Annotated in this window: 26 protein-coding genes and 1 pseudogene; 11 read left to right on the top strand and 16 right to left on the bottom strand. The window is 42.3% G+C overall.

Features of this window, described 5'->3' with window-relative positions; genetic code table 11:
* Window positions 1-204: 204 nt before the first annotated feature.
* From KA717_38670 to KA717_38645, 6 genes are all read right to left on the bottom strand, one after another.
* On the bottom strand, window positions 205-435 hold the full coding sequence (locus KA717_38670; GenBank protein UXE61236.1) for a DUF5615 family PIN-like protein: 231 nt from the start codon (window positions 433-435) through the stop codon (window positions 205-207).
* Entirely contained in the window at window positions 432-656 is a 225-nt protein-coding gene (locus KA717_38665; protein UXE61235.1) for a DUF433 domain-containing protein, read from the bottom strand. Before KA717_38665 ends, KA717_38670 begins: the two co-directional genes overlap by 4 nt.
* Before the next feature lie 260 nt (window positions 657-916).
* The gene (locus KA717_38660; GenBank protein ID UXE61234.1) at window positions 917-1918 is read right to left on the bottom strand and encodes a GUN4 domain-containing protein; all 1002 of its coding nucleotides are present in this window, start codon (window positions 1916-1918) and stop codon (window positions 917-919) included.
* Between the two features lie 89 nt (window positions 1919-2007).
* Window positions 2008-3087: an IS1 family transposase gene (locus KA717_38655; GenBank protein UXE61233.1), complete on the bottom strand. Its 1080-nt coding sequence runs from the start codon at window positions 3085-3087 to the stop codon at window positions 2008-2010.
* Window positions 3088-3205: 118 nt separating this feature from the next.
* Window positions 3206-3730: a hypothetical protein gene (locus KA717_38650; protein ID UXE61232.1), complete on the bottom strand. Its 525-nt coding sequence runs from the start codon at window positions 3728-3730 to the stop codon at window positions 3206-3208.
* Between the two features lie 557 nt (window positions 3731-4287).
* Window positions 4288-4584 carry an ACP S-malonyltransferase gene (locus KA717_38645; GenBank protein UXE61231.1) on the bottom strand — a complete coding sequence of 99 codons (297 nt, stop codon included), beginning with the start codon at window positions 4582-4584 and terminating at the stop codon, window positions 4288-4290.
* Window positions 4585-4959: 375 nt separating this feature from the next.
* Between KA717_38645 and KA717_38640 the strand changes: the two genes are divergently transcribed.
* Window positions 4960-5844, top strand: a complete 885-nt coding sequence (locus KA717_38640; GenBank protein UXE61230.1) for a hypothetical protein — start codon at window positions 4960-4962, stop codon at window positions 5842-5844.
* Here KA717_38640 and KA717_38635 read toward each other — a convergent pair.
* Window positions 5817-7098 (bottom strand): annotated as a pseudogene (locus KA717_38635) (ISKra4 family transposase). The gene KA717_38640 and the pseudogene KA717_38635 sit on opposite strands and share 28 nt — an antisense overlap.
* A gap of 488 nt (window positions 7099-7586) precedes the next feature.
* Here KA717_38635 and fabD point away from each other — a divergent pair.
* Entirely contained in the window at window positions 7587-8462 is an 876-nt protein-coding gene (fabD, locus tag KA717_38630; GenBank protein UXE61229.1) for an ACP S-malonyltransferase, read from the top strand.
* A 91-nt stretch (window positions 8463-8553) separates the two neighbouring features.
* Window positions 8554-9117, top strand: a complete 564-nt coding sequence (locus KA717_38625) for a response regulator (protein ID UXE61228.1) — start codon at window positions 8554-8556, stop codon at window positions 9115-9117.
* Between the two features lie 45 nt (window positions 9118-9162).
* Here the strand turns inward: KA717_38625 and pyk are convergent, their stop codons facing one another.
* Window positions 9163-10611, bottom strand: a complete 1449-nt coding sequence (pyk, locus tag KA717_38620) for a pyruvate kinase (protein ID UXE61227.1) — start codon at window positions 10609-10611, stop codon at window positions 9163-9165.
* A gap of 346 nt (window positions 10612-10957) precedes the next feature.
* On the opposite strand from pyk, the gene clpS reads away from it, so the two are divergent.
* From clpS to KA717_38605, 3 genes are read left to right on the top strand one after another with little or no spacing between them, the layout of a single operon-like run.
* Window positions 10958-11284 (top strand): ATP-dependent Clp protease adapter ClpS, encoded by a 327-nt coding sequence (gene clpS, locus KA717_38615; protein UXE61226.1) that lies wholly within the window; start codon window positions 10958-10960, stop codon window positions 11282-11284.
* Window positions 11285-11287: 3 nt separating this feature from the next.
* Window positions 11288-11572: a DUF2103 domain-containing protein gene (locus KA717_38610; protein ID UXE61225.1), complete on the top strand. Its 285-nt coding sequence runs from the start codon at window positions 11288-11290 to the stop codon at window positions 11570-11572.
* Between the two features lie 46 nt (window positions 11573-11618).
* A complete protein-coding gene (locus KA717_38605) occupies window positions 11619-13580 on the top strand; it encodes a pentapeptide repeat-containing protein (protein UXE61224.1) in 1962 nt (653 codons plus the stop codon).
* 121 nt (window positions 13581-13701) lie between these two features.
* Here KA717_38605 and KA717_38600 read toward each other — a convergent pair whose 3' ends face one another.
* Window positions 13702-13920, bottom strand: a complete 219-nt coding sequence (locus KA717_38600) for a DUF4327 family protein (protein ID UXE61223.1) — start codon at window positions 13918-13920, stop codon at window positions 13702-13704.
* Window positions 13921-14397: 477 nt separating this feature from the next.
* Here KA717_38600 and KA717_38595 point away from each other — a divergent pair, with 477 nt between their 5' ends.
* The 3 genes from KA717_38595 (at window position 14398) to KA717_38585 (ending at window position 16603) form a co-directional block, all read left to right on the top strand.
* Window positions 14398-15036 (top strand): Uma2 family endonuclease, encoded by a 639-nt coding sequence (locus KA717_38595; GenBank protein UXE61222.1) that lies wholly within the window; start codon window positions 14398-14400, stop codon window positions 15034-15036.
* 61 nt (window positions 15037-15097) lie between these two features.
* Window positions 15098-15964 (top strand): acyltransferase family protein, encoded by an 867-nt coding sequence (locus KA717_38590; GenBank protein UXE61221.1) that lies wholly within the window; start codon window positions 15098-15100, stop codon window positions 15962-15964.
* A gap of 36 nt (window positions 15965-16000) precedes the next feature.
* Window positions 16001-16603, top strand: a complete 603-nt coding sequence (locus KA717_38585) for an alpha/beta fold hydrolase (GenBank protein ID UXE61220.1) — start codon at window positions 16001-16003, stop codon at window positions 16601-16603.
* Between the two features lie 135 nt (window positions 16604-16738).
* Here KA717_38585 and KA717_38580 read toward each other — a convergent pair whose 3' ends face one another.
* Window positions 16739-17977: a tetratricopeptide repeat protein gene (locus tag KA717_38580; GenBank protein ID UXE61219.1), complete on the bottom strand. Its 1239-nt coding sequence runs from the start codon at window positions 17975-17977 to the stop codon at window positions 16739-16741.
* 118 nt (window positions 17978-18095) lie between these two features.
* On the opposite strand from KA717_38580, the gene KA717_38575 reads away from it, so the two are divergent.
* Window positions 18096-19247 (top strand): esterase-like activity of phytase family protein, encoded by a 1152-nt coding sequence (locus KA717_38575; protein ID UXE61218.1) that lies wholly within the window; start codon window positions 18096-18098, stop codon window positions 19245-19247.
* A 159-nt stretch (window positions 19248-19406) separates the two neighbouring features.
* Here KA717_38575 and KA717_38570 read toward each other — a convergent pair whose 3' ends face one another.
* The 6 genes from KA717_38570 to KA717_38545 all read right to left on the bottom strand — a co-directional run bounded on the left by KA717_38570 (window position 19407) and on the right by KA717_38545 (window position 24738).
* Window positions 19407-20006 (bottom strand): low-complexity tail membrane protein, encoded by a 600-nt coding sequence (locus tag KA717_38570; GenBank protein ID UXE61217.1) that lies wholly within the window; start codon window positions 20004-20006, stop codon window positions 19407-19409.
* Between the two features lie 42 nt (window positions 20007-20048).
* Window positions 20049-20408: a hypothetical protein gene (locus KA717_38565; GenBank protein ID UXE61216.1), complete on the bottom strand. Its 360-nt coding sequence runs from the start codon at window positions 20406-20408 to the stop codon at window positions 20049-20051.
* Between the two features lie 112 nt (window positions 20409-20520).
* Complete coding sequence (locus KA717_38560) at window positions 20521-22227, bottom strand: NAD-binding protein (protein UXE61215.1); 1707 nt, start codon at window positions 22225-22227, stop codon at window positions 20521-20523.
* A gap of 115 nt (window positions 22228-22342) precedes the next feature.
* A complete protein-coding gene (locus KA717_38555; protein UXE61214.1) occupies window positions 22343-22720 on the bottom strand; it encodes a phage holin family protein in 378 nt (125 codons plus the stop codon).
* 1 nt (window position 22721) lies between these two features.
* Window positions 22722-24179 carry a carotenoid oxygenase family protein gene (locus tag KA717_38550; protein ID UXE61213.1) on the bottom strand — a complete coding sequence of 486 codons (1458 nt, stop codon included), beginning with the start codon at window positions 24177-24179 and terminating at the stop codon, window positions 22722-22724.
* 283 nt (window positions 24180-24462) lie between these two features.
* The gene (locus KA717_38545) at window positions 24463-24738 is read right to left on the bottom strand and encodes a hypothetical protein (GenBank protein ID UXE61212.1); all 276 of its coding nucleotides are present in this window, start codon (window positions 24736-24738) and stop codon (window positions 24463-24465) included.
* 433 nt (window positions 24739-25171) lie between these two features.
* On the opposite strand from KA717_38545, the gene KA717_38540 reads away from it, so the two are divergent.
* Entirely contained in the window at window positions 25172-26272 is a 1101-nt protein-coding gene (locus KA717_38540) for a DnaJ domain-containing protein (GenBank protein ID UXE61211.1), read from the top strand.
* Window positions 26273-26316 lie beyond the last annotated feature (44 nt).

Genomic DNA, 26316 nt, shown 5'->3' with positions numbered 1-26316 from the left:
TATCTTTTTATTTAAGCGATCACCTAATTTTCCCCTATCTCAAAGCCCTATTCTCTCGTTGTCTATCATCATTAAGTCTAGCTTGTTGGCAACAGCAAAGAGCTTGAAACCCTTATTCTGTCGTCGTTTTCAGACTTAACGGGAAAAGTCAGATTCTTCAATCTGTGGCCAAATATGAGCTAAAAACTGATGAAATTCACGTTTTCACATATTCACAAAGCGGAGATGAACGACTTTAGGCGGGTTGGAATCTAGCATTAGTCTATCTGAGAAATCTACATCTTTAGTGACAATTATTAGATTTTTTTCCTTAGCATATTGCCAAATTTCTGTATCGCTGAGACTTTTGCCTAAAGCTGAAACATGAGTAATCGGTAATGATGACGCAAACTGTATTTTAGAAGGCAGGTTTTCATCAAATAAAAATCCATTCATACGACTTTTCGGATTTCATAATGATTTGCCATTAATTTTGTAGCAAATTGGAGACAGGTATAAATATCTTCTCTGGAGAGGGAAGGATATTCTTCTAAAATTTCTTCAATGGAATCTCCTGCTGCCAAAAACTCCATTACGGTTTGTACAGAAATTCTTGTGCCAGCGATAATGGGTTTGCCATTGCAAATATCTGGATCAACTGTGATAGAACTTTTCATGGGGCTTTCTTCATTTTGATCTAATAGTAATGGAGATAATGAAAAAAGTGATTTCATTCATTTTATTTGACGGAAAACTTTGCAGAAATAATAATTTTAACTCAGTTTGATAACTTTATTTAATTTTCCACCCCAAAAATATAAGGACATAATATTATTATTTCCCTGCAATTGTTCTACAAACCCGCCCCTAGCAGGTAATGAAACCCAATAAACTTAGTAAGCTCGCACTAAAAGCTTTAAGCAGAAATATTTTTTATTCACATAAAAGTCATAAGCTTGGCTACAGGCACAAAAGGCGCGGAAGGCCTATGCCCTTTTTGTGCGTCGTCGAGTAAGAAACTTAATGGCCATGGAGACTTTGATCCTCGCTGTATCTTTTCAGCAATTTTTTCTGCTAGTTTATGGTAGATTTCTAAATTAAAGCTTCCATCAGGCTTACCACCATTGTCAACCCAGATTTTTTTGTTTACAGAAAAACCAAATCTGTTCTGAGAATATTTTAACCACAATTGGTCAATAATGCGTAACTGCTCTTGGGGAAAATTGCGACAGCTATCAACATCTAACCAACCTTCTTTTTCCCTGTTAGCACATTTCAACATTAATTCTGTGGTTTCTATGTCTGCTTGAAGCCATTCCTTGGCAAAAAGTAAATCCGATAGCTTAGTATAATCTATTCCTAAACCTGACTTTAATTCTACCAATCTGCGGGTAGGTAAAGCGAGAGAAATAGGCGGAAAATCGCTACTATCAACGCTAATGTCTTGAGGATTGTTAGCATATTTAGTCGCACTCTCAGCAATTTTATCTAATTGCTCTTTTAACTGTCTTTTCCCTTCCCTCAAAACATTTTCTTCCACTCCATGAAACTGCATCGGATTCAAAAGAATATCGTCAATTTGAGCAAGAGTTTTGGTTTTTTGTTGAAATATATCAAAAAGGTCTTGCAATGGCCGTTTTTGCCGTTGCAAAGTCATCATATCAATCGCTTTCTCCGCCGTTGGAAAAGACAATAAATCTTGATAAGGCTTACAAATCACTTGCAAAATACTGGGCGACTGTCGCAACGAAGCAGGAAAATTGAGAGCATAATTAAGGGCATCTTCAGGATTTGTCACCAACAAACCCTCACCGCCTTTACGATAACACCGCGCTTCAATCTGCACTTGGCTATTTTTTGCTAATTGGGAAAATGTTGATTTTAGCTCAAGACCAGCCTCAATCGAGCCACTACTAGGAACTCCCGAACTAAAAGACATTTGCGCGTTGAAGGCCGCATCAACTTTTTCCTTAGTTTCGGCACTGGTATCGTCTAGCTAGAAGCTATAAACGTTGCAATACAAGAGGTTCAACAAATCAGGCGAATTTGGAGTAAGTCCTCCCAAGTTAACCCTTTTTGAATTATACCGAGAGCTACCGCAGGAACTTTTTTCGTCGTAAAATGGCTGCGAACAAAGTTATGAACCATCCAGAAAATATCTAGCACTCGCTGTAATCCCACAACAGATTTAGCATAAGTATTTGTTCGACGACGAAAGGCGGCTAAATAGCGTCGTAGAGAACTATTAAATGCCTCAACGTGGTTGGCATGAACATCCTTGTCTTCTGGTTTTTCTGTTGTCTCAGGATGTTCAGTTTTCGGAGTTTCTACTTTCTCTAGTTTACCCTCAGAATCTCGACGTTTACTACTCTTATTTTTTAATCTTACCACCATACCCTTCGGTAATACTTTGGTGGGACGACCTCGCTTCCCAGTCCTTAATACTTCGTGACAAATATTAAATAGCAGTTGACTATATCGCTTTTCTCCATCTGTAAATAACTGGAGAGATTCTGCACTCCTTTCAAATAATTCCGCTACCGTCATCATTGCTTCTAGAAATAATTTCTGCTCTTTTTTACCACATTTTAAATGCCAAATAAAGCGGCTAGCCCTGTCCATGAGCACGATTGTCCACCCCTCAGAGGCACTTGCTTCTTTATTTTTTCCAACTTTTGTGTATAGTTCATCCCCTTCTATTACTAATTTAACAAATTCATTCACTAAGGCGTATAAAAATAATGTCTCTTGTAATCCTGATAATTTCTTTTCCCAATTCAATATTGTTGTTTTTGCGTAGCCGAATACTCGGGCTGCTGCATTTAATCCTATTCCTTCCATTCTGGCTTTTAATACTTTTACAATTTCACTTAATGGGGTTTCTAAGCCAGCGATTACGCTACCATAAGTCTCAGCAAAACAAGAACCACATTCTTGACAGATGAACATTTTACGTTCCCCGTTACCTTTCGTTTGGTAATGAGAATGTATTTTTACTTTTTCACTATAGCAATGAGGGCAGTTTTTCTGAAATAAGGCTTCCTCTTTCTCTTGAGGTAAGCCAATATCACTTAGGAGGTCAATTGAGCTTTTATTCAATGTTGACATTGCTTTCCGTTTTCCCTTTCTTTAATATAATGACAATAATAATAGTATAACAAAAACGGGAATATGTCCAGTCGTAAGTTATTTTCTATTTTCTCAAACTCTTACACCATAACTTTTTCTAGCTTTGATCACACGATACCAGTACCTTAGTTTCCCTATTGCTAGAAATAATCTTAATCGTACTGATAAACTCACCACCAGGAATAATCCCAGCGATATATTCATAACCCGCCCGCCGATAAAACTCATCTAGTCCATTTTTGTCGATAAATTTGAGTATTCTGTCACTTAAATCAACCTCTTCAAGTATTATTGGTGCTTCGCGGACTTTGACATACAACACCGAAAAAGTAGAAAATTCTTCCGTTTTTTCGCTAGATTCCAGAGAAACCTTCGCCTTGAGAGAAGCTTGTCCCGTAAACCAAGAAGCATTCAAGTTCGCGCTGGCATCTAGGTTCAAAACGGTATTTAATTCAGCAGTAGATGTTACCCTTTTGAATAACAAATCCGCGATCGCGCCTTCTTTTGCACCTGCAATAACTTTTCGTTCAAAAGTAACATACTTATCGTAAATCTTTCCTGTAAGGGGATTGTAACCGAATCCTTCGATCATTCCTTCGCAATAGTCTCTGGTGATTTGCATTTGATTTTTAATATTTTGTAAGGTTAAAATAGGGCAATCAGCTAAAACGTACCTAATTTAGAGATTTGGGCAGGCAGGATGCCTACCCCACAATAGTTACATATAAAGCTCAAATAGGTCTTAGCTATTCCAATGATCAGTATAACTATGGCCACATCCCGAATTTTGACAGGTAGTGGAGCTAGGAGGGCCTTCATAATTTTTGCAATAACAACCACTATAGGAACAATGCCCATAACCACAACGAACTTCTTCTAGTAGCGTATTTTGTGGAAACCCCTTAAGGGTTAAAGACTTTTGACGATTAAGGGATGATTTTTGTGTAGAGACTGGTTTAATATTTGTCATGATCTTATTCTCCATCCAGTGGGTTATCAGCAAGATAAAGCTATAATACACCAAATTTTGAGATTTTGACTTTCCTTGCAACGCGATCGCTTTCTCTGATGAAATGTGATCGCTATTCCTGTGACTCGTGATTTTTAGGCGATCGCTTTTTGAGGGGATGAGATTGGAGACGGTGATTATTGGGGAGTGAAGGGGAAGTGGCGATCGCCCTACGGAATAAAAATTCGTCTTGCTCCTCGATAACTATCAATATCGAGAACAATTTCAATCAACTTTTCAACGTACCGACCTCGATATTCAGAATCGTTGAGTAATCGATCAGCATTGCTAATTGTGACAACAGGTAGGAATACAGAGATGCTTTCTTCACGCATAACTTGCTCTAGCGAATCTTTGCCCTTCATACTGCGGTTAGCTGTCAACAAAATCATCTGATTCTCTTGAGCTAGTCGCCAAACAATTCTATCGTCACTGTCGGTGGGCAAATCCAGTTCTGCAAAGGTCAAAAAACGAATCCGAACTAGCTCAAGCCAACCTTGACTGGCGATCGCACCAAAGAAAACTAGGGCATGACCTTTGAGATTGTGATCTAATCAAAATTTCCCCGCCGCAAGCGGGCGGGGTATGGAAGATGTTTTGCTCGTAAACCGACGGTTTCCAGTGCAACTTTAATTTTTTCGCTGCAAGCAGCGGGGAATTAAACCCAAGAGAGATTAAAAAGTTCATGCGTTAGAGGCACACAGAAAACGGAGTTAACCAAAGTTAAACAGTGTCAACTGCTTTATATTCGCTCCCCGATTGACCGATGGAGGCTTACGCTTCCTTGGTTCTAGGGTCTGGGACTTGCCTTTGTCCGTTTTCGCCTCCAATAATCAACTTCCTTGTGGTATCAATTACTGGAAACTTCCGAGTCCGTTCTAGCAATATTTCCTTTGTTTTTTAAAAAACAAGGAGGCGGGGAGTTCAAAATCCTCCATTCTTGCAGGATACCGTCTACTGGCTGCACCAAGCAAGGCACTCTTGCACTCAACGTTTGTGCCAATGAGTATAAGAAGTGGGGCAACTCGATGTTGCTGGCGGTCAACCCCGATACGCTCGAAGTGATTGATGCCGTTGAATTGCTGCAACCGGCTGTCGTTCCCCACACCATCACCAACTTCAAGGGCAAGATCGCGATCTACATCGGCGCGAACAGTGGAGCCTTCCGTTACTTTTGGAACCCGAAGACGAAGAAACTCTCGCAAGACAAGTTCTGGATTCCCTCAGTGTTGGAGGAGGGGCAAACTACCCCGGCCGCACCCAGCATTCTTGGTGACTGGATTGTCTTTCAAACCAACGGCATACTCAGCAAGAAGACGGCTTCGAGCATCGTCGCTGTCAACGCTAAAGACCCGACGACGTTGAAAAAGATATTTCCCTTCGGGCAACTTAAGGATGGCGAGGTAAGTTTTTGCCCGCCGAAGCCCCAAACCGACCCAGAAAACAGCATGATTTATTCGGCCGATATGGGGCGGGGGAAAGTTGCGGGCATCACGATCGACCAGGCAACTGGCGAGTTGAAAACCAAGTTTGTTCTGGATAATGCGACTAGCGGATTCCAGCCTCTCTATGGCCCGAAGGACAAGCGCGTCTTGGTCATTTCCAACTTCAAGAGCAATGTGCCAGGGCTGTCGTTACTCCCGATGCTCGCTACCCAAAATTACCGGGTGCGACCTTTAGTTGATAAAAGCTGTTGTAATCAGGGTTCTACAGGGAACCCATATTGATCAAGTTTTGCCCAAAATTGACTCCATCGTTCCTTGGTCAATACCAAAGCTCGTAGGCTCAAAATAATTCCTGCTCCTTTTTCCTTCCATCGCATCCCTGAACAACATAATCGTTGTTTGACCAACGTCTTACAAGCTGCTTCCGTAACACCTGAACCAATCGGATACTTTTTCTCTATGTATTCAGCATAATCCATTTGATGCTGATGATTCTCGTAATAAGTAATCGCCGCTTGTAGTTTCTCGGTAAGATTCTTAGAATGACTTTTTTCTTCTTTGACTTCTTTCATCAGATTTAGCAGTTCTCCTGCTTTTCCTTTTTCATGCTTGAGTTCTCGACAATTTTCAGTCAACCATTCTTTTTGTTTTGACACGGTATTCGGATGCAACGCTTCTGCCAAGGCACCTAAGTAACCAGAGGCATGATAGAAATCTAATATCTGTTCTTCCGTTTGCTTTTCTAAAAACTTCCAATTTGATTCTGCCTCGTCTGCTATCCCGACCAATGTTGCCTCTGGATAACGGTTTTTCGCTCGCTCAATTTCTCTTTCTAATCTTTCTAGAAAACTCTTTTTTCCATACTCTGGTGCCGCACCTAGATAGATTGTATGTTGACGTTCGCCTTCACTATCGTATAGGGAAACGGTTCCCACCATTGCTTCACGGTAGCCATCCTCACACATCAGCATACAGGTTCCATCTAATCCTATTCCCACTGTTGCAATTTGGCTATCCTCCTTGGGCGGGGCATAACTCCACGCTTCTTCTTTTGCCTGTACCACACTTCCTACTGCTTCACTCAATCTTTGGATATAGGATAGCGCTACTTTTCTACCATGATTTTCTAATAAATCATTTTTCACCTCTTTGCCTGCCATCCCTGACATTTTTGAGGATACCTGTTTTGCCAATAATGGCGTTGATGTTATGATTATCCTTGCTTCTCTTTCTAAGGGGCAATACGTTTTTCCTCAAAGGTGAACGCTGATATACATGACGATTCACTATAACCTCACCATAAGGTGTTTGATATTCTTTCGGTTGCTCTCCCTTACTCTTCCAGATTTCTTCACCGATTTTTAAGGGTGAACCATCTGTATCTAAATATTTCAAGGCTTCTTTGCTGGCGATGCAACCTACTTCGTTTAAGCCTTTTTGAATATTTATTTCTGTATCCAACATTGAACGACTGAGTTCTAATGTTAGTTCTATTTTTATCTTTGAACCCTCTACATTAATTAGTTTTGCTGTCATCATTGTTTCCTCTTTGTCACTTTTCATCCCATGTTAACACTTTTCTTTTCCTTCATCAACTAAAGGTCACACCCAAATTACCAGGAACAAGTGACTTGGCGAGAGGCATCGACCGGCCGAATTCTGGCGGAGTCTGATTTCTTTGAACCGATGGGACTCAACAACCTGATCACTCCGGGCTTCGGCGGACGGGCGTATTACTTGACGAATAAGGGATTCATCGTGCTACAAGTTCTCCCGAAACCATAGGCCACAGCGCGATCGCCATGCCCAAAAAGCTTATCGCCGAGAAAATACACTCATAAAGCTTATTTATTCAATTGATTGCTACCTGTAAATAATTCGTTGATAGATTATCCTGTGAAACGGTACGATAGGGCTTTCGAGCTCGCGTCAGATGTAATCAACGAAAATTTTACAGCAAGAAATTTTCGAGGATCACTGCTTGGTATAATTACCAGGCTGTTAATAAAAAATATTAAGCTTCAATGACAATAGCATGGGTATTTCCAGGACAAGGTTCCCAGGCGGTCGGTATGGGAACCGATCTCATCGATAACGCGATCGCCAAAGAGAAGTTTGCCAAAGCAGAACAAATTTTAGGATGGTCTGTGGTGGAACGCTGTCAGAGCAATGAAGAGGAGTTATCTCAGACCGTTTATACTCAACCCTGTCTCTATGTCATTGAAAGCATTTTGACGGATTTATTAAAACAACAAGGCCAGATTCCAGACTATGTGGCCGGCCATAGTTTAGGTGAATATTCGGCTCTCTACGCAGCAGGTGTATTTGATTTTGCGACGGGCTTGGAATTGGTCAAACGGCGATCGCAACTAATGAATGAAGCCCAGGGCGGTAAAATGGCAGCCTTGATGAAATTTGACCATGAGCAACTAACCCAAGTCATCAAAAATACACCGGATGTCGTCCTGGCGAACGATAACAGTAAAGAACAGGCCGTCATTTCTGGCACTCCCACTGCCGTTGATTCCGTCCTGGCCCAGGTTAAAGCCAAACGAACTGTTCCCCTCAAAGTTTCTGGTGCTTTTCATTCTCCCCTCATGGCAGAAGCCGCTCAACAATTTGAAGATATTCTCCAAGCCAGCTTTTTCTCTGATGCCCAAATGCCCGTCTTTTCCAATGTTGACCCCACACCGGAAACCGATGCCCAGATCCTGAAACAGCGTCTCAGTGAACAAATGACCGGCTCAGTCCGTTGGCGAGAAATTATGTTAGCACTGCCCCAGGTAAATATTCAAAATGTCTGGGAAGTCGGGCCGGGTAAGGTTCTAGCCGGCTTAATCAAACGGACTTGTCCCCATTTAACCGTAAAAAATCTCAGCCATCTCACAGACGTAATCTAAAAAACGCTAAACTGCTTATGGCACAGAGACTAGTGTTTTTATCCCACTCCCTGTGTAGAATTTTGGAGAATTGCTTGAAGGAGAGTCTATCATGTCAGCCCATAAAATTCTGGTTATCGACGACAGTAAGGTTATTCGGATGCGGGTTCGGGATATGCTCCCCCAGGGCAACTTTGATATCTTAGAGGCTAGGGATGGAGTCGAAGGCTACAACATGATCCGTAGCGAGAAGCCGAATTTAATCATGTTAGATCTCCTCTTGCCTAAAATGAGTGGCTGGGAAGTCTATCAAGAAATTCAAAAAGAATATGAACTAAAAAGTATTCCTTTGGTGCTGATGTCAGGACGAAAAGAAGAAGTCCTCGAAAAACTGACAGAACCCTTTGAATATTTCTCCTTTGTGGAAAAGCCTTTTGAACAGCGAGAATTAGTAGCGGCCATTAAAGAGGCGATGGTTAAGGCGAAGAAACATCCTAAACCCGTCGCCGTGGCCGCTTCTGTCTCAACCTCAGCCAGCACTAGTGGGGCTAGTAATCAGGAAATGGCGGCAGAAATTCAAGCTCTCAAACAACAGATGGCAAAAATGTCAGGGGAAGTGGAAAATCTCAAGAAACAAATTTCCCAATTAGTGACTTTTATCAAACAACGGCTGTAGTTAAGACTGGGCAGTTCGTTAAGATAATGACTAACTACCGCTACATTAATCCAAGGTTTTCTGACAATTGCTCGAATTAATCGTGTGAATTTTCATGAAATTTGTTCCCCTGGAGATTTTGGTAGGAATCCCGGCAATAATCAAAATTTTGTCGCCATTATTAACTAAATTGCGATCGCAAAGATTGGTTTCGGCCTGTTGAACTAAATCCTCAAAGGTTTCCACTTGATAATCGATCAACAATGGAATCACCCCCCAAATTAAATTCAAGGCATGATAAACCCTTTCGTCAGGGGTTAGAGCCACAACAGGAACAGAGGGTCGTTGATTGGAAGCCAAAAGAGCCGTATGACCCGAACTGGTAAAGGTGACGACATAACGTAGGGGTAAAATCTCGTCAATCACATTAAGGGCCTCACTCAGGGCATGGGTTTCCGTATTGTCTGCGGGGGGCACATTATCAAAATGAAACTCTTTTTCCACCTCTTCAGCAATTTTACAGAGCATGGCGACGGACTGAATTGGGTAAGCTCCCACGGCTGATTCCCCTGACAGCATCACCGCATCGGTTCCATCAATAATGGCATTGGCTACATCACTGGCTTCGGCACGGGTCGGCCGAGGATTGTGGATCATGCTATCCAACATTTGGGTAGCTGTAATCACGGGAATACTTTTAAAGTTACAAGCCTGAATAATTCGTTTTTGCAGTAGGGGCACTTTTTCTGGGTTCATTTCTACGCCCAGATCTCCCCTGGCCACCATCAGTCCATCAACTACGGCAATAATTTCATCTAAATGGGCGATCGCCTGGGGCTTTTCAATCTTAGCCATTACAGATAGAGAACTATGGCCGCGTTCAGCCAGAAAGGCTTTCAGGAATAAAATATCTTCCGCTTTCCGTACAAAACTGAGAGAAACCCAATCAATGCCTTGAGCTAAACCAAACTCCAAATCCTGTTTATCTTTATCCGTCATGGAAGGTAATTTTAAATCCAACCCTGGAATGTTGACTCCTTTTCGACTTTTTAAAATACCGCCATTAACAACCTGGCAGATTACCTTTTGAGCCTCTACTTGAGTTACTTTTAATTCCAGTAAGCCATCATCCATTAAAATTCTTTCCCCCATACAGGCTTCCTCTGCCAGATGGGGGTAATCGATCGCGATCGCGTCGGGAAAGAGATCGGCTTGCTCTAACGGAATCAGGGTAATAAACGTTCCCTTTTTTAGCAATATTTCTCCCTGAGGTAAGTAACCAACCCGAATTTTTGGCCCCTGTAAATCTTGCAAAAGGGTAATAGGATTGTCTAATTCGAGCGAGACAGAACGCAATAATGTCACTATTTTGGCGTGATCTTCATAGCTACCATGAGAAAAATTAAGACGAGCCACATTCATGCCGGCTTGGATCATCGCAATTAGAATTTCTCTAGAACTACTGGCAGGGCCAATCGTGGCTACAATTTTAGTACGATGACTGAGGGGTTTCATGAGTTTTGTTCTGATTAAGGGATAGCATTAGTGAAGAATGTGAGTTCAGTGTAATCTAAATTCACTGGAAATTCAGTCATGATAAATTGACAATGAAGAGGTTAATTTAGATTGGCAGGAATACCAGATTTTAAAACTTTCTTAAAAATTTCTTAACTCAGTTTCTCGTCAAGATCAGATTTAAGAGCACGAGAGATAGCGAAATGTAGCCGTGAATCCGCCTAAATTTTCTTGGCTAAATTTAACCTTAACCGTTAGACTAAGGGAAGGAGAAAGATCAAGTCGTCAATAGAAGTTGATTGTTAAGCTTTCCTAATTATCCATTGCCATTAGTCCAGATTAAATTATGCGTCAAGAATCATTGGCTGCCCTGCCCCTAGTGGCCTCTGCTTCGACGGCCACCCCTGATCGCGCCACCACAGTCGTTCGTAAAACCTATCCCAACTACAAAGTTATCGTCTTAAATGATGATTTCAATACTTTTCAGCACGTTGCCCAATGTTTGATGACCTATATTCCCAACATGAATAGCGATCGCGCCTGGGAACTCACCAACCAAGTCCACGATGAGGGGCAAGCGATCGTTTGGGTCGGGCCCCAGGAACCCGCAGAACTCTACCATCAACAACTACGACGGGCCGGACTGACCATGGCTCCTTTGGAGGCTGCCTAGATCATGAACTCCGGGGCCAAAGGAAGACTTGTGTGGAATCATTCTACCCATTTAGACGGTTTGATCCCCCGCTTAGAAAAATTGATTACCTTTGAGGGCATTGGCACGGTAACGCCTGGGGTAATTAGTCGGACTCGTAGTCATGTTCCTCAATTCCGCTTTCGGGTGTCTGTACCGATTCGGGGTGGCTACAAGGTAATTGCCAGACAGGGAAAAACGGCTCAGGAAATTTTTATTTTGACAGAACTTTCCCAGGATGGGCTAACGTCTTTACTGGCCATCCTCTAAGCTGTCGCCGATTTCAAGAAATAATGATCAGAATTTTTTAACCAATATGCTGACCCCTTGTCAGAAACGCTGGTTTAGCCTCATCCTTCTGCTGGGAAGTCTGCTTGGGCTGTGGCTCAGTAGTGGTCAGCCCGTTTTGGCCAGTGGCGATCGCCTCCCCCTTACCGTCACCTTATTGGAGGAGCGATTAAACCACCCAGTGCTCAATGATGGAGCCTTAACCATTGATCTTCAGAATTTAGTCATTGATCTAACCCCCGAAAATTCCCTATTCCGTGACCAGTTTTATCAACAAGTTAAATCGCTTCTTAGCCATAGCAGTAAAGCTCTTGGACTCGATTTCAGTCATAGTTTAATTCAAGGCGATTTTCAAGTGAGTCGGTTGGGGCTTTATACTCAACTCACCAATGCCACTCTTCCTCAAAATCTTTCTCCCATTGAACAAGAGCAATTACATTCTGATCCCGATTTTTTAACGGAAAACAATGGTCAGCCTAAAACAATCACCGTTTTTCGGGGATTATTAAAATTTCCAGATGCCCTATTTACAGGAAAAACCAATTTTTCTAACACTTTTTTTTTACAACGGATAGAAGGCAAGGAGGCAAAATTTACCCAGGAAGCTAATTGGGCCGGTAGTCGTTTTGGACGAGACTTAGATTTGTCGGGTAGTATTTGGGGACGCAATCTCGACTGGAGTCAGAGTTTATGGCTGGGCAATAGTAAATTTCGCCAAGTTCAGTTTCAAAGTAGCGTTGATTTTAGTCATAGTCATTTTTTAGGATTGGTCGATTTTGAGCAATCCCAGTTCTTTCAAGTGGCTAATTTTACCAATGTGCAATGGCTCAAGATCGTTAATTTTAGGCAATGCAGTTGGCGCGATCGCCTTTTATTTTCAGGGAGCCGTTTTTTCCAAGATTTAAACTTGAATGGAGCCACTCTCGAAAAATCTGCGGCCTTTCGCTACAGTCGTTTTAGCCATTTGGCAGATCTACAGGATGTCAAACTATTAGGACAACTTGATTTTAGTAATGCGATCTTTTTTCCCTTTGCGAAAATTAACGTTGCGGGACTTGCCTTTGACTCTGAACAGGCAAAACTGCTGGGTGATAAAAATATTATCGGCAAAGTTCTCTCCCTACCGGCCCTAGAAGGGAATGAAACTGTTATTCGCAATTTAGTGCGTAATTTTCGGAATCTAGAGCAAATTCCTGATGCTAATCAGATGGAATATACCAGTCAGTTACTATTGCTTCAACAGTTAAATCAAGAACTCCGTAACTGGCCCACTGATAGACAATTATTATTAACCTGGGTCAATCATTTTAGTCAATGGCTACTACTCGTTAACCTATTACTCTTTAGTAACTATGGCACTAACGTCAGTCTTGTTATCGGCATTGGCATGATTAGCATTGCTTTCTTTGGAGCCTGTTTTGGTTTGATTGATCGAGTAAGACGTTGGCAGCCTAACCCCATCTTACCGTCTCGTCTAGAGAGTCTAGATCTCTTCCTGAGTTGGTTTCTGCTCACCTTATTGGGCTTAATTAATGTATTTACCTCGACTCAGCATCCCTGGTCAACGCTGTGGGGATTAGGTCTAATGATTTTGCCTTTATCCGGTGGATTAATTTTCAAACTCTATTCCCAGGGACGGTATCATGATTTGCTCCAGGTTTCTTACTTTACCCAGGAGGGTACTCTACGCCAATTGCGCCTCTTAATTGTTCGTCTTCCTATCATTCCTGAATTTCCTTTTTTCCGCGATCGCTATATGCCCCTGGTATGGGAACGACGTTGGAACTGGCTAAATTACTATGATTTTAGCTGCAATAATTTTCTAAAACTCGGTTTTAACGATATTCGCCTACGAGACGAACATGTTCCTGGTCTGATCAGTATTTTAGTTTGGTATCAATGGAGTTTAGGGATTCTTTATTTAACCCTACTACTCTGGACATTATCCCGCACCATTCCAGGGTTAAACCTGTTGATTTATCTCAGTTAAATCAGCGTTAATTAAACTGTTAGAGTTCAATAACAACGAAAAGGCGATCGCCGATGAAACCCTGGCAATGGTCAGAATATGCAGTCACTTAATAGAAAAGCATCAATGATTGAAAGAATTGTTAGTCCTCGTCCCAGGCTTCAACAGCTAGGACTTCCTTAATCGGATCTTGCATTGCAAAACCAAACTCTTCCAATTCTTTTTTCCAGAAATTCCAATCATCTCCATACAGTAGAGCTAATTTCCAAAGACTGTCATTGGGTTTAATTGCTTTGGATTCTACGAGAGAAGCCATTTTTCTTTGGAACTTCTCCATCGGATGAGCAAGCTGATTCGTCATAAAGTTCGACGGTAATTTATTCGGTAGTTGAATTTTTAAACGGTAATAGGGCGTTTTTTCCTTTGAAAATCTTGAATATTTAGCGCGAAGATTAACAAATAAAACGCAGAGATGTAACCTTGATTTCCTTTATTCTTACCTGATTCTCTGCAAATAAGCAAGTCCTAGAGCAACAAAGTACGGGAATTACGCTATGGAAACCCTTTCAGAATCCTCTGGTGAGCAGAGCTTTGTGCCAATCGGGCGTGATCAGTCTAGGTTACTCGCGATCGCCGTAGCTAACGACAAACTTGACCCACAGCTAGAGTAATCCAGCCGACTTGCCATCTTCTTGAGTGCGATCGCCTTCAGGATTAATACAAAGATTCGTGGTACGGACTTAATCCCCGTCTTTCAGTGTAGCCAAAGATCACAGTGCTAGACTAAATAATTGAAATAACACTTTTGGGCGCAAGCTTTATGCCCCTACCTGGATGTATGGTTACTACTCCCATTGTCCCCAATCTTGAAAATCGAACCGTTTTAACCCACATTAGTTGGCAAACCTATCAATCCCTGCTTACAGATTGGGCTGAATTTTCCCATCAACGTCTCACCTATAATCAAGGCACGTTAGAGATTATGAGTCCTCTGCCGGAACATGAGGCCAGTAAACGAATTTTAGGTCGCTTTGTGGAGTCCGCTACTGAAGAATTAGGACTAGAAATTTGCAGTCTCGGTTCAACCACCTGGAGCCGTAAAGACCTAAGCAAAGGACTTGAACCAGATGAATGTTATTACATTACCCAAGAGGCGATCGCGAGAGGAAAAGATCGTTTTGATCTAAATATCGATCCTGCCCCAGATTTGGCGATCGAGATTGATTTAACCAGCAGTTCCCTAGAGCGTTTGAGCATTTACGCAGCTTTAGGAGTGGGGGAAGTGTGGCGATTTGATGGACAAGATCTGTGGATTTATAGCCTAGAAAAAGGTGACTATAGTCTTCAGGAAGCATCTAAAGTATTGCCCATTTTAACCCGTTTTGACCTACTGCGTTTTTTGTCCAAAAAAGGTAAACTGGGCGAAAATGCAATCCTCCGAGAATTTCGTCAATGGTTACGCCAACAATTAAAATAAATGGAGTTTGAAAAGGGTTTAAACTGTGAGCGATCTGATTAAGAATGATAGACAAGGGAAATTGACTTCTGACTTACCATTACCTGGTCAAGGTTGGTCATTAACAGAACGCGATCCCGCTACTATTCAAAGTTTGATGCCCTTTTGGGGATGGTTTTATCAGCATTATTTTCGGGTACAAACCGATGGTTGGCAGCATATTCCCGATAGTAAAGTATTGCTCGTCGGTTCCCACAATGGCGGTTTATCTACGCCAGATATGGTAATGATGCTCTACGATTGGTTTCGTTATCAGGGTTTTGAGCGTCCGATCTATGGTTTAATGCACCCGACCGTTTGGAAAATGAGTCCACCAATGGCTCGCTTGGCGGTGAAAGTGGGGGCGGTACAAGCTCATCCTAGAATGGCGATCGCCGCGTTACATCATGGAGCCAGTGTTTTAGTCTATCCAGGGGGAGCGCAGGATGTATTTCGTCCTTTTTCCCAACGGCATCAAATCTATTTTGCTGGTCGTAAAGGTTTTATTAAATTGGCCATTCGGGAACACGTCCCCATTGTGCCAGCTATTTCCGTTGGTTCCCACGAAACGCTTTTGGTGATGACGGATTGCTATGAACAGATCAAGTTTTTACATGATTTGGGAATGCCCTGGTTATTTGATGTGGATCCGGTTGTTTTTCCCATTTATCTGGGTTTACCCTGGGGGGTGGCTTTTGGCCCCCTTCCTCATTTACCCATTCCTCTGACCATCCATACCCGTATCTGTGAACCAATTATTCTAGAACGTTATGGGCCCATTGCTGCCCGCGATCGCGATTATGTGGACTATTGTTATGATTTAGTCGTGAATAAAATGCAGGCGGATTTAGATCAATTGGTGGCAAAAACCCAACAAAAGCAACCCAAAATTCAGCAACAAGATTGGTGAGTTAGACATAAACATTGATTTATTCTAGGGAATTCCATGCCAAGCGATCGCAATCCAGTCCTTCTCATTCATGGTATCTATGACACCGTTGCCAAATTTACAGCCCTGACCGCTTATCTTGAACAGGCCGGTTGGTCAGTTCATTGTTTCAATCTCACCCCTAATGATGGTACAGCTTCTTTGGCCATCCTCGCCGAACAAGTGGCAGATTATGTGCAGAAAAATTTTGCCCCAGACCAAAAAATTGATCTCCTCGGTTTTAGTATGGGCGGTATTGTCACCCGTTATTATTTACAGCGTTTAGGTGGTCATACCCAGGTACAGCGTTACATTAGTATTTCCGCCCCTAATAATGGTACTTGGCTCGGCTTTGGTTTACCTCGAACTGGTGTTTTACAAATGCGGCCAGGCAGTGCTTTTCTGGAAGATCTCAACCGAGATTATGCGGTGACGTTAGCAAATCTTCAGATCACAATTCTTTGGACACCCTACGATTTAATGATTCTGCCACCGATTAGTTCCCGATTAGCGATCGGCAAGGAAATTGTGATCCCTGTTCCCCTTCATGCCTGGATGGTGTCAGATCGACGAACTTTGGAAACCGTCAAAGAATTGTTGTTAGAGCCGCCCAATTCCTAGTTATTTATCTCCCTTCCATTTTATAGCAACGGACAGTTTGGTTATGACATTCAAACTCTTGGGGCAAGGGGCTTAAGCCCCTTGTTAACGTCCCAACTGTTGCAACGGCTATATCTAAAATTTAGCAATTAGTTGTTATTTAATAGGCACCTTATTTTGCATTTCACTATTAACCAACTGAATTTGATTCAGTAAATAATCTTCCTGTTCTTGATATTTTAGAGAACGGGCCAAGGCTAGGGATTGTTGATAGGCCATCAAAGCCGGTTGATACTGTTTTGCTGTGCGATAGAGTTGGGCAACTTGTTCATAGGTTTTCATTAAACCGTAGTAATTATAGGATTGCTGTTCAATACGCAAGAGCTTTTGGTAAATTTGGAGGGCAAAGCTAGGTTGATTATTAACTTGATAGAGATTGGCTAACTTCTTTAATGCCAGTCCTGCGGCTCCAAATTGCTGGAGAGACCAACTCAGAGAATAGGCTTCTTGATAATTTTGACTCGCTTTTTCGGGCTGATTGAGAGCTTCATAGTCTTCTCCTAAGGCAATTTTTAAATCGGGAATAAGTTCGATTTTTTGATCCTTAATATGACGTTTAACTAATTGCTCTTTGATGCGAATCGCATTGCTCGGTTCAGAGGATTTGCTATAAATTTCGGCTAGTTTTTGCAGATAAATTCCTTCCCAATAGGCGTTTTTTCTGGCTTGGGATCGCGCTAATAAATCTTCATAGATAATAGCTGCATTGGTGTAGTCAAATTTGGCTAAATAGAGTTCTCCTAAAATATTTAAGGATTGTTCTTCCGCTTTCACATTTTTTTGCGCTTTGGCATTGACTCGCATCTGTTGATAAATGGCGATCGCCTCATCCAGACTTCGCATTTTTTGATAGGCTTTGGCTAAAGCGGTAAGAATTTCAGGCGTTAAGGAAGCATCTCCCTGCTGCTCCAGTTTGACCTGTTCTAGTCGTTTAGTGATGCGTGCCACATCCTCTTTGCGCGTTTTTTCCCAGGCCACTCCCCCCACCCGTCCCAGGGCGTTAATTTCTTCTAAAGCTCCCAAAGTCCGTCTAGCCCGTAATTCTCGATACCAGATGTCAAAGGCTCCATCCTGATTCCCAGTATCGGCTTGGGCTTGAGCCTCTAGATTGAGTTTGTCCAAGGCTTCCCGCAGACGACGGCGTTGAAAAGGTGAAAGGGGTACACTTAACGGGAGCAGGGGATCAGGGGGATAGAGATCGGGATTGAGGGGGTCAACTTCGCTGATATTAGTGGGTTTCGCTGGAGTCGTCGTTAAATTGGGGGGTAAAGTCGCTAATACGGGAAACAGAGCCAAGCCACTCAATTCAGTACTCAAAAAAAGAGCAAATAGCAATCCCAAACGGGCAAACGGGAATGAACTCAAGCGAAGCAAACAATTAAGAAACATAGACGGGGAGCCGGAGACTGGTTAAAATCCTAGCATAGTGAGAGTTTATCGGTTGAACTTCCTGATGCAACAGTTAATGCGGTTTTGTTTAATATTTTCGATCTTTTTAGGACTAACGGGTTGTGGTAATTTCCCCCAGGTTAGCGCGGAGGAGCGGCTTTATTTAGATCTTTCCCTCGATTTTTTAGGGGAGTACATTTTACCCAAACAAACCTTTGAGCAAACCAAAGTTGGAGGGCTGTCGGGTTTAACCTATGATCGCCAACGCGATCGCTTCTATGCCATTAGTGATGATCGTCACCAACCCCGTTTTTATACGCTGAAACTGGATATTGATCAACATCAACCAGATAAAATTCAGATCGAAAAAGTGACAGTGGAAAAGGTTACTTTCCTAAAAAATGAATCGGGAGAAATTTATCCTGATAACACCATTGATGCCGAAGGAATTGCTCTAACACCGAGGAGAACCGTTTTTATTGCTAGTGAAGGCAGTATTAAGCAAAATGTGATGCCTTTTATTGGCGAATTTGATCTCAATAGTGGTCAGCGTCAACAGAATTTAAGATTACCCGATCGCTTTTTTCCTAATTCCCCCAATCAGACCGAGCGATCGCCCCAGGGCATTCAACATAATCTAGGCTTTGAATCCCTCGCTGTGGGAGCAACTAGTGTACTCAAAGAGGATCCCTTTCGGCTATTTACCGTCATTGAAAATTCTCTACTCCAGGATATTGATCCTCAAAAATCGGTAAAATCTTCACCTCTGCGTTTTTTACACTATGTCATTAATCCCATTGGTGATCCCGTTCTAATTGGCGAGAATCTTTATTGGCTTGATCCCGTTCCGAGTGGAACCCTATTGAGTGGCTTAAGTGACATTACTACCTTGGAAAAAGAGGGTTATTTTCTCAGTTTAGAACGCAATTTAACCTTAGCGGGTTTTGATATCAAAATCTTCCAAGTTGTCAATGCCAATGCCAGTGATACTTCTCGGATTGCTAGTTTTAAAAATGATACCAATGAAATTGAACCATTACGCAAGCAATTACTGCTTGACTTAGAAAATATCGGTGTTGAACTCGATAATTTAGAAGGTTTAGCCCTGGGGCCACGTTTAGCGGACGGGAGCCAAAGTTTGCTCTTAGTCAGTGATGATAACTTTCGTCCCGATCAGGTAACTCAGTTTCTCTTATTTCGTCTGAAAATTTCCTAGTGTTGTGATCATTCCTTAAATGACCTACTGACTTTGGATTCCATCCGTTTTTGAATAAAATCGCCATGAGTGCCAATAGATGGGTTAGCATTTTAAACGCGATCGCCGTCCAACCCCTGTCTAACCCATCTGATATGGTTTGAAAAAGTAACAACCCAACTAGGCAGAAAGTTCAGGGATAAAGAAGATCTTTCTAACCCTCAACCCTGGAACTGTTAAATTTTTAGGAATGTCCTCAATATTAATCGGAGTCGTTTCCTCATAGATTTTATTCTGGGTAAATAAAATTCCCAATACACTGACTGGAACCTGCACAAATAAATTGGCCACTAAAAAAGCGATCGCCGCTACCAGTAAAGCCAAGAGACGAACTTGAGGAAAGTTAACTACTGGCAAGGCTGCTAAGGGAGCAAAATAGTAGATGCCATAAAGTTTTCCTGCCATTAGTAAGGCTGTCAATAGAGCCAAAAATTGCTGTTTAGGCCGCTTAAACAAACTTAAAATTTTGCGTTGTTCTAGCGTTAATACTTCAGGACGGAGGGAAACCACTAATAAACTAAAAATTTCAAAGGGTTTTTGCCATTGCATTAAAAGAATTGGTATAATGCCAATGATCCCTAAAATTATTAACTCTAACCAATAGGGGGTAATGGGAGTCGCGATCGCTAAAGATAACCAGACAATGAGTAACGCAATGGGCGCAACGGCAATTCCTGAAAGATGAATCCACAAAAACGGTTCATTCCGAAAAGAAGACATAATTATTAACCTCACTTAAGGGTAGAAAACGTGATCAAAAACTTATCTTGATGTCAAAACCCTTTCTCGAATTGGCTCTTTGCCATCGGTTCCAATCACGAATTGCTGACGATCAATAATATAGTTTTGTTGGCCGTCTGTGCCTCGGAATCTTTTTCCTTCTCTTTGTACCGGAACTCGTTTGTAACCGGTTCCATCGTGATAGGTTAACATTAATTGGTAACTGGCCTCTCCTAAACAGATAGTGATGAGATAACTTTTGGTTTTAAACGCAGCCGCTTCTGGTCTGAGTCCACAAACACTAAAGGCGATCGCCTTTGGCAGAAAAGCGGTTGTAAGGGTAGTGGCAATTCCGAGGGAAAGGAGACTGATGGTTGTCAGTTTTAAAAAAGAATAGGTCATGGTCAAGCAAAATATAACCAGTTAATCACTCTATTCTCGCTTAAAAGTAACTCGATTTTTCAGATAGAAAAGTTTTTCAATGAGACTGTCCGCTTGATCTGTCGCGATCGCCTTACCGGAGAGAATCTTCACTGAGTTGAAATTCGGTCAAAGGATTACGCCATAGTTGATCTAGTTCGGTGGCAGGCATGGTTAGATAAAGCACATCTCCCGATTGCAACGTAATTTTTAATAATTCCCAACTATGGATAGTATAGTCTTGACGTTCTAAATAAAGAGGCACAAAATCAGCCGTCATGGCCGCTTCTTTGACTGTTTTTTCACAAAAAGGATGATTAGGCGTAATCAGTGTGGCCAGGGCAACCCAGAGCAAATCATCGGTCATACCATTACCTAAAATCTTGCCCCCCAATGCGGCTGCGGCAAAGGAATAGGTCGCTAATTCCGCAGGACATAACACCGTCTCAAAATCAAAAACTTCCTGCACTGACTGGCTAAATTGAGCATCCTGACTCCGTAACACAACGGTTAAACGGGGGGCGATCGCCTTAGCGGTAAGGGCAATTTCCAGGTTTACCATGTCGTTACTAGTCACCACTAAAATGGATTCCGCCTTGCCAATATTCGCCGCTTTGAGTGTGCCTTCTAGACGAGCATCTTCCTCAATGATAGGAACCCCCAGGGCACGAGTGGCCGCCCGAAAACGATTTTCTGAATCTACCTCAATGACGACCACTTCATGGCCCTGATGTTGTAACTGTTCCACAATGGCCATACCCACAGCCCCTAAACCACAGACAATGTAATGCCCATGAGTGGGAACCTTGGCGGCATCGATAAATTGTTTGAGACGACTACCTAGGACAAAATCGTTGAGCAAGGCATAACAAATACCAATGACACCGGCTCCAGCCACCATCATCAGGGCCGTAAATACCTTGATGGCATCGGGAGCTTTTTCGGCCACATCTTCCTTACCGCCCGCCCCCGTAATCATGCCCACAGAAAAGTACAGTGCATCCACTAGAGAAATTTTCTGATTCACCCAAATGTAGGTGAAGGTTGCGGTCATGATCATGATCAACAGACAGAGAGACACCCAAATCACTGGTCGCACAAAGCGTTGATATTGCCGGAGATTGGTGACAACCTTGGAGAATTTGCGGGAAAGCGATCGCTGTCGTTGTATGACTTGAGGCTGGATACCAATGATCAAATGGTCGCCTTTTTGCAGTTTTTTATAATTGATCACCGCAGATACTAAATTGATCTCATCCAAGGCGGGCAAGTAATAGATCAACATTCGGGTGGGATCATCCCACAGATCACTCAAGGGTAAACCGTACCAGGGATGCTCTTCATCAATGACAATTTCTTGAATCGGCCAGGTTTTGTTATGTAGTCGCAATTGACCGATCGCCTTATTGCCTAGAGCCGCGAAGGAAAAAATCGGAGCCGCCAAAGCCGAGACGCTCAAACTCACATGATCAGGTAAAGTTCGATCTAAACGTTCTCCTAGAGCATGGTTAAACAGCCGGTTGATAATGCGAATTTTAGGGTTAAGAATACGGGCTTGGGTCAAAATAGCCAGATTGAGTGCGTCGTCGCTAGTGGCCAGAACTAGGGTATGGGCAGATTGAATTTGGGCCGCTGTGAGGGTGGCCGGCGATCGCAAATTACCAATCACTAAATTTGTCTCACTTTCTTCGGGGATGGGAACGTTAGAAATGCCCACAACGCTGGCCCCCTGTTGTTTGAGGAGACTAAAAATCTTATAACCCGTTTGTCCCAAGCCACAGACAATAATGCGCGGTTTCATGGACGGCCCTCTGGATTGTTCGGAAAAATAACCCTAGCCCTCCATTGTCACCTGATCCCTGGGTTAAATCTGTAGTCCTTGAACCATTGCTCCCCCATCTCAGGCAAATTTGAGATTAACCTTCATTGCCAAAAAGATGATTGAACACCCCCGAAACCAAGGAAAGCACAATCGAGCCAAAGAGCGCGTCCCAAAAAGTGGCAATGGTAAATCCAGGGGTAAAGTAGGCCACCAGGGAAAAAGAAATGGCATTAACCACGAACAGAAATAACCCTAGAGTCAAAATAGTTAACGGTAGGGTAAACAGTAGAATTAACGGACGAACCAACGCATTGATCAAGCCTAAAACAATGGCTCCGATCGCGGCTGCCGTCACACTATCCAAACTAATGCCGGGGACAAGGTAAGCCGTGACTAAAAGGGAAATGGCCGTAATCAGCCAAGTGAGTAAAAAACGGGGCATAAAACCATTTTCCAGTCGAGTTAAGGTCATGTTACAAAGGTCTCCAAGTACCGTGATAGCTTAAGGGAATAATTTGGGGCAATCCTAAACGACAGACAGGTTCCTTTTCTAGGCGATCGCTGTTCCAAATCCAAACTTCACTTTGTTCCTTTATTCCATCATAAACCACCGTCATAATCCAACCCTGTTCAGGATGAATACAATCAGGAATATAGAGCGGTTCAACGGGATAAAGGCCTTCTCCCAGATCGGCTTCTGTCACCTGGCCCGTCTCATAGTCAACAGCTGCGATCGCCCCAAACCATTCCTCTGCCGATTCCACCCCGGAACGCTGAACAGCCACATAGGTCTGTCGCCAGGGTTGGCCCACGAGACGCGGATCAATGGTGGGAAATTCACAACTACGAGTCAAAACAGCTTGGGATTCTAGGATCTCACTAGTCAAAGGATTTAAGCGAATTTGCCAGAGATGCCCCTGACTCAGAGTTTGGGTTTGACCTGTGGCCATTTCTCGTAAGTACTCATTGGTTTGGCTGAAATCCTGGAATTTAACCAGATCTAGTCGAATATTGCCGTCTGCTTCCACACAGCCATTGCCATAGTGCCATTGGAACCAAGGCTCAGTTTCTCCCTGACTGACGATTTCAAAACTCTCTCGATCTACTACTAAAATCTTAGTACTAGCGTTGGCTTGCCATTGAATTGCATCAGCGTAGGATTTTGTTCCCAATAATACGCCCAATTTATCTAGCTTCATCGGTGGCATGAAAAAAATTAAATAGGGGCCAGCTAGACAAAAACTATGGAGAAAGGGCATGTTTTTTAGCTTTAAAATCTGATGTTTAAGAAGTGTTCCTCGGCGATCACTACGGTAGAGATGAAGTCGCCCTTGCATATCCACCCCGATACTAAAAATATCGCCGGTAATCGGGTCACGTAAGGGATGGGCAGAGTAGGGTTGATCGGCGGGAAACTGACCAAAATTTTCGATACCCAAAGTTTCCAAGGTTTCTAGATCTAGAGCATGGGGCAAACCCGCTTCCCAAAGAGCCAACAATTTATCGGGTAAGGCCAAAACTGAAGTATTAGCCGCATTTTTCAGTATATCCTGCCGTTTAAAGATAGCCTGCCAATAGTGCCAAATACCTTGGGGATCGGTCATGCCATAGTTAGCGTACAAAAAACGATTGGCCTTGGTTTCCGCTCGATAGCCTTGGGTTTGTACGTAGCGATATACGGCCTGGGCTTGGCCTTCTTGAAAGTGAACCGCTAAAATGGCTCCATCGCCATCAAACCAATGCCCTACTTTTTGACCACCTCGTTCTAATCGTCCTGGCCCATTACGGTAGAGTGTTCCCCGTATTCCTTCAGGGATGTGACCCGAAAGTAAAGATAACGGTGTCCGTTCAAATTCCTGGGCAATTTGAGCAATATTTTTTGACCAAGCCTTCGGTTGGGGAGGAATTGAGATTTGAGTGTTTGTGAGCATAATTTTAGTTTTAATAAATTAACTATTGGATAATTTTTATGATTCCTTCATGATAGACCAAAAGCGGCGATCGCTGATCAGTTAATTCTCATAAAAGTGGATTAAATCACCAATTTATTCTAGTTCTAGATCATTACTAATTCCCTCAGCGATCGCTTAATTTTCTAAAAAATTTTAGGGCCGTCTGGATAATTTTAAGCTACTTTTTTATGTTTGAAAATTGCGATGGCATCTCTATTATTCATCAGGGCGATCCAGTAGCCAGTATCAGCAAAAACTGTTTTCATCCTTCAATCTTTGGAGAACCATAGAGATAATGATCGTGGTTGATTGAGCCATCATGGGGAAGTTTGTCCCATTCTTCGGTGGGAACTTGGGCTTGAATTTCTTTGACGCGCTCTAATAGGTCGAGGATTCCATTTGTTTTTGTTTCAGTTGCCTGATGGTTAGTTTTGGCTTGCTGACGTTGTTTGACAAATAGGCAAAAGTCAAGGATTTCTTCAACTAATGAGTCTGGAGCTTGTTCGAGTTCTTTGCTAAGTTGTTCTCTAGCTGTCATGTGGCTACCCTCATGTTATCACGCTCAATAATCTCTAGCTTACCTTACTAAAATACAACGACTAGCGGCGTTTTTAATGGCAGAGGGAATGGAGACAAATGTGGCGAAACAGCAAGCCGAAAAAGCGGTTATTTTGGTGCAAGGTTCTTTGATTTTATCTCAGGGGTTGAATGATGTTAAGATTTTTAAACGGATCATTAGAGATCTTGCCAAGGAATTAGTTTTGAGTTAAAATTCCGTATAGTTCATAAATAGGAACGCACATCGGCATAATGCGCTTTTTGTTATGCTATGCGGGAGAGTTTCTGGCGATCATTCTACTTGGGGTTCATAAACAGAAAGACTCTTAAAAACAATGCGCATTCATTGCAGTGCGCATAGGGTCTTTTGTATTGTCCCATGACTAAATTAAGTAAAAGATGAGAAATTGAGTATGTGGGGAAAAATCATCGGGGGGACAATCGGATCAGCATTTGGTCCTATTGGAACAGCAGCGGGTATAGCGATAGGAAACGCTTTTGATTCTGTTAATGACTCTACTAATACAAGCAGCCAGAATCCTGCTTTACTTACTAATGACTCTTTAGATCTTGCAATGAAAGTTCAGTCTGATCAGGACGGATTTTATCTTTTTATCGAAGCTCAAAAGGCACCACCATCACAAGAGTTAATTGCAATTCTTAATATTTTAACTTATAGCGGAACAAGTTATATTAAAACGAAGACGATTCCTTCCATCCCTCCTTTTTTTGTTGATAAAGATGGAGACTTTTCACTAGCTACTCGATTTTCAAAAGGCTGTGGAGTTTTTTATCTCCCAATAGGAGTATTAAACTATACGTCTGGTGGAGATTATAAATTTTCTATAACAGTTGTTGGTGCTGATTCAAACAATAATCCCACTTTAATTGGTAGGGAATTATTTAATGGGACTCTACCACCTTCACGCCCTTGGTACAAAAGCGAGTACCTTCGTCCATTAATAGGCTTATTCATGATCATTGCTCGCGTACATGGAGAGTTAGATAGAGGCACTGTTAAAAAGCTTAAAGAATTCTTAGAAGGGCCTTTGGAAATTCCAGAAGAAGAGCGCAGCATTCTTAAAGAAATTATAAAGTCAGAACCATCTGAAGATATATCATCCCTGGTCTTATTTACTACATACAGATATCAAAATATAGATGCATCAAGTATAGTTGAAATCCTATTAGATTTTGCAAAAATAGACGGATTTCTTGATAAAAAAAGATGTCATGCATTGCAAATGATAGCTAGGAGCTTTGGCTTCTCCGAAGAGATTGTTACTCAACTAGACAAATTTGTTAAAGATCATTACGCCATATTAGGTCTTAAGCCTAGTGCATCTGTTGAGGAGATTCGACGCGCTTATCGCTTAAAATTAAAAGATTACCATCCTGACAAAGTTGCAACTTTACCAAAAGAGTTTCAGGAGTTAGCCCATCAAAAAAGCATTGAAATACAAGAATCATATGAATATATCTTAAAAATAGCTACCCAAAGAAATAGTAGTTAGCGTGATTCATCTATCCGCCATAGCTTAGGTTCATAAGTAGAAGC

This window comes from Woronichinia naegeliana WA131, from assembly GCA_025370055.1.
Lineage (GTDB): Bacteria > Cyanobacteriota > Cyanobacteriia > Cyanobacteriales > Microcystaceae > Woronichinia > Woronichinia naegeliana.
The sequence above is the reverse complement of the archived record's forward strand: the minus strand, read 5'-3'. Positions and strand labels throughout refer to the sequence as shown.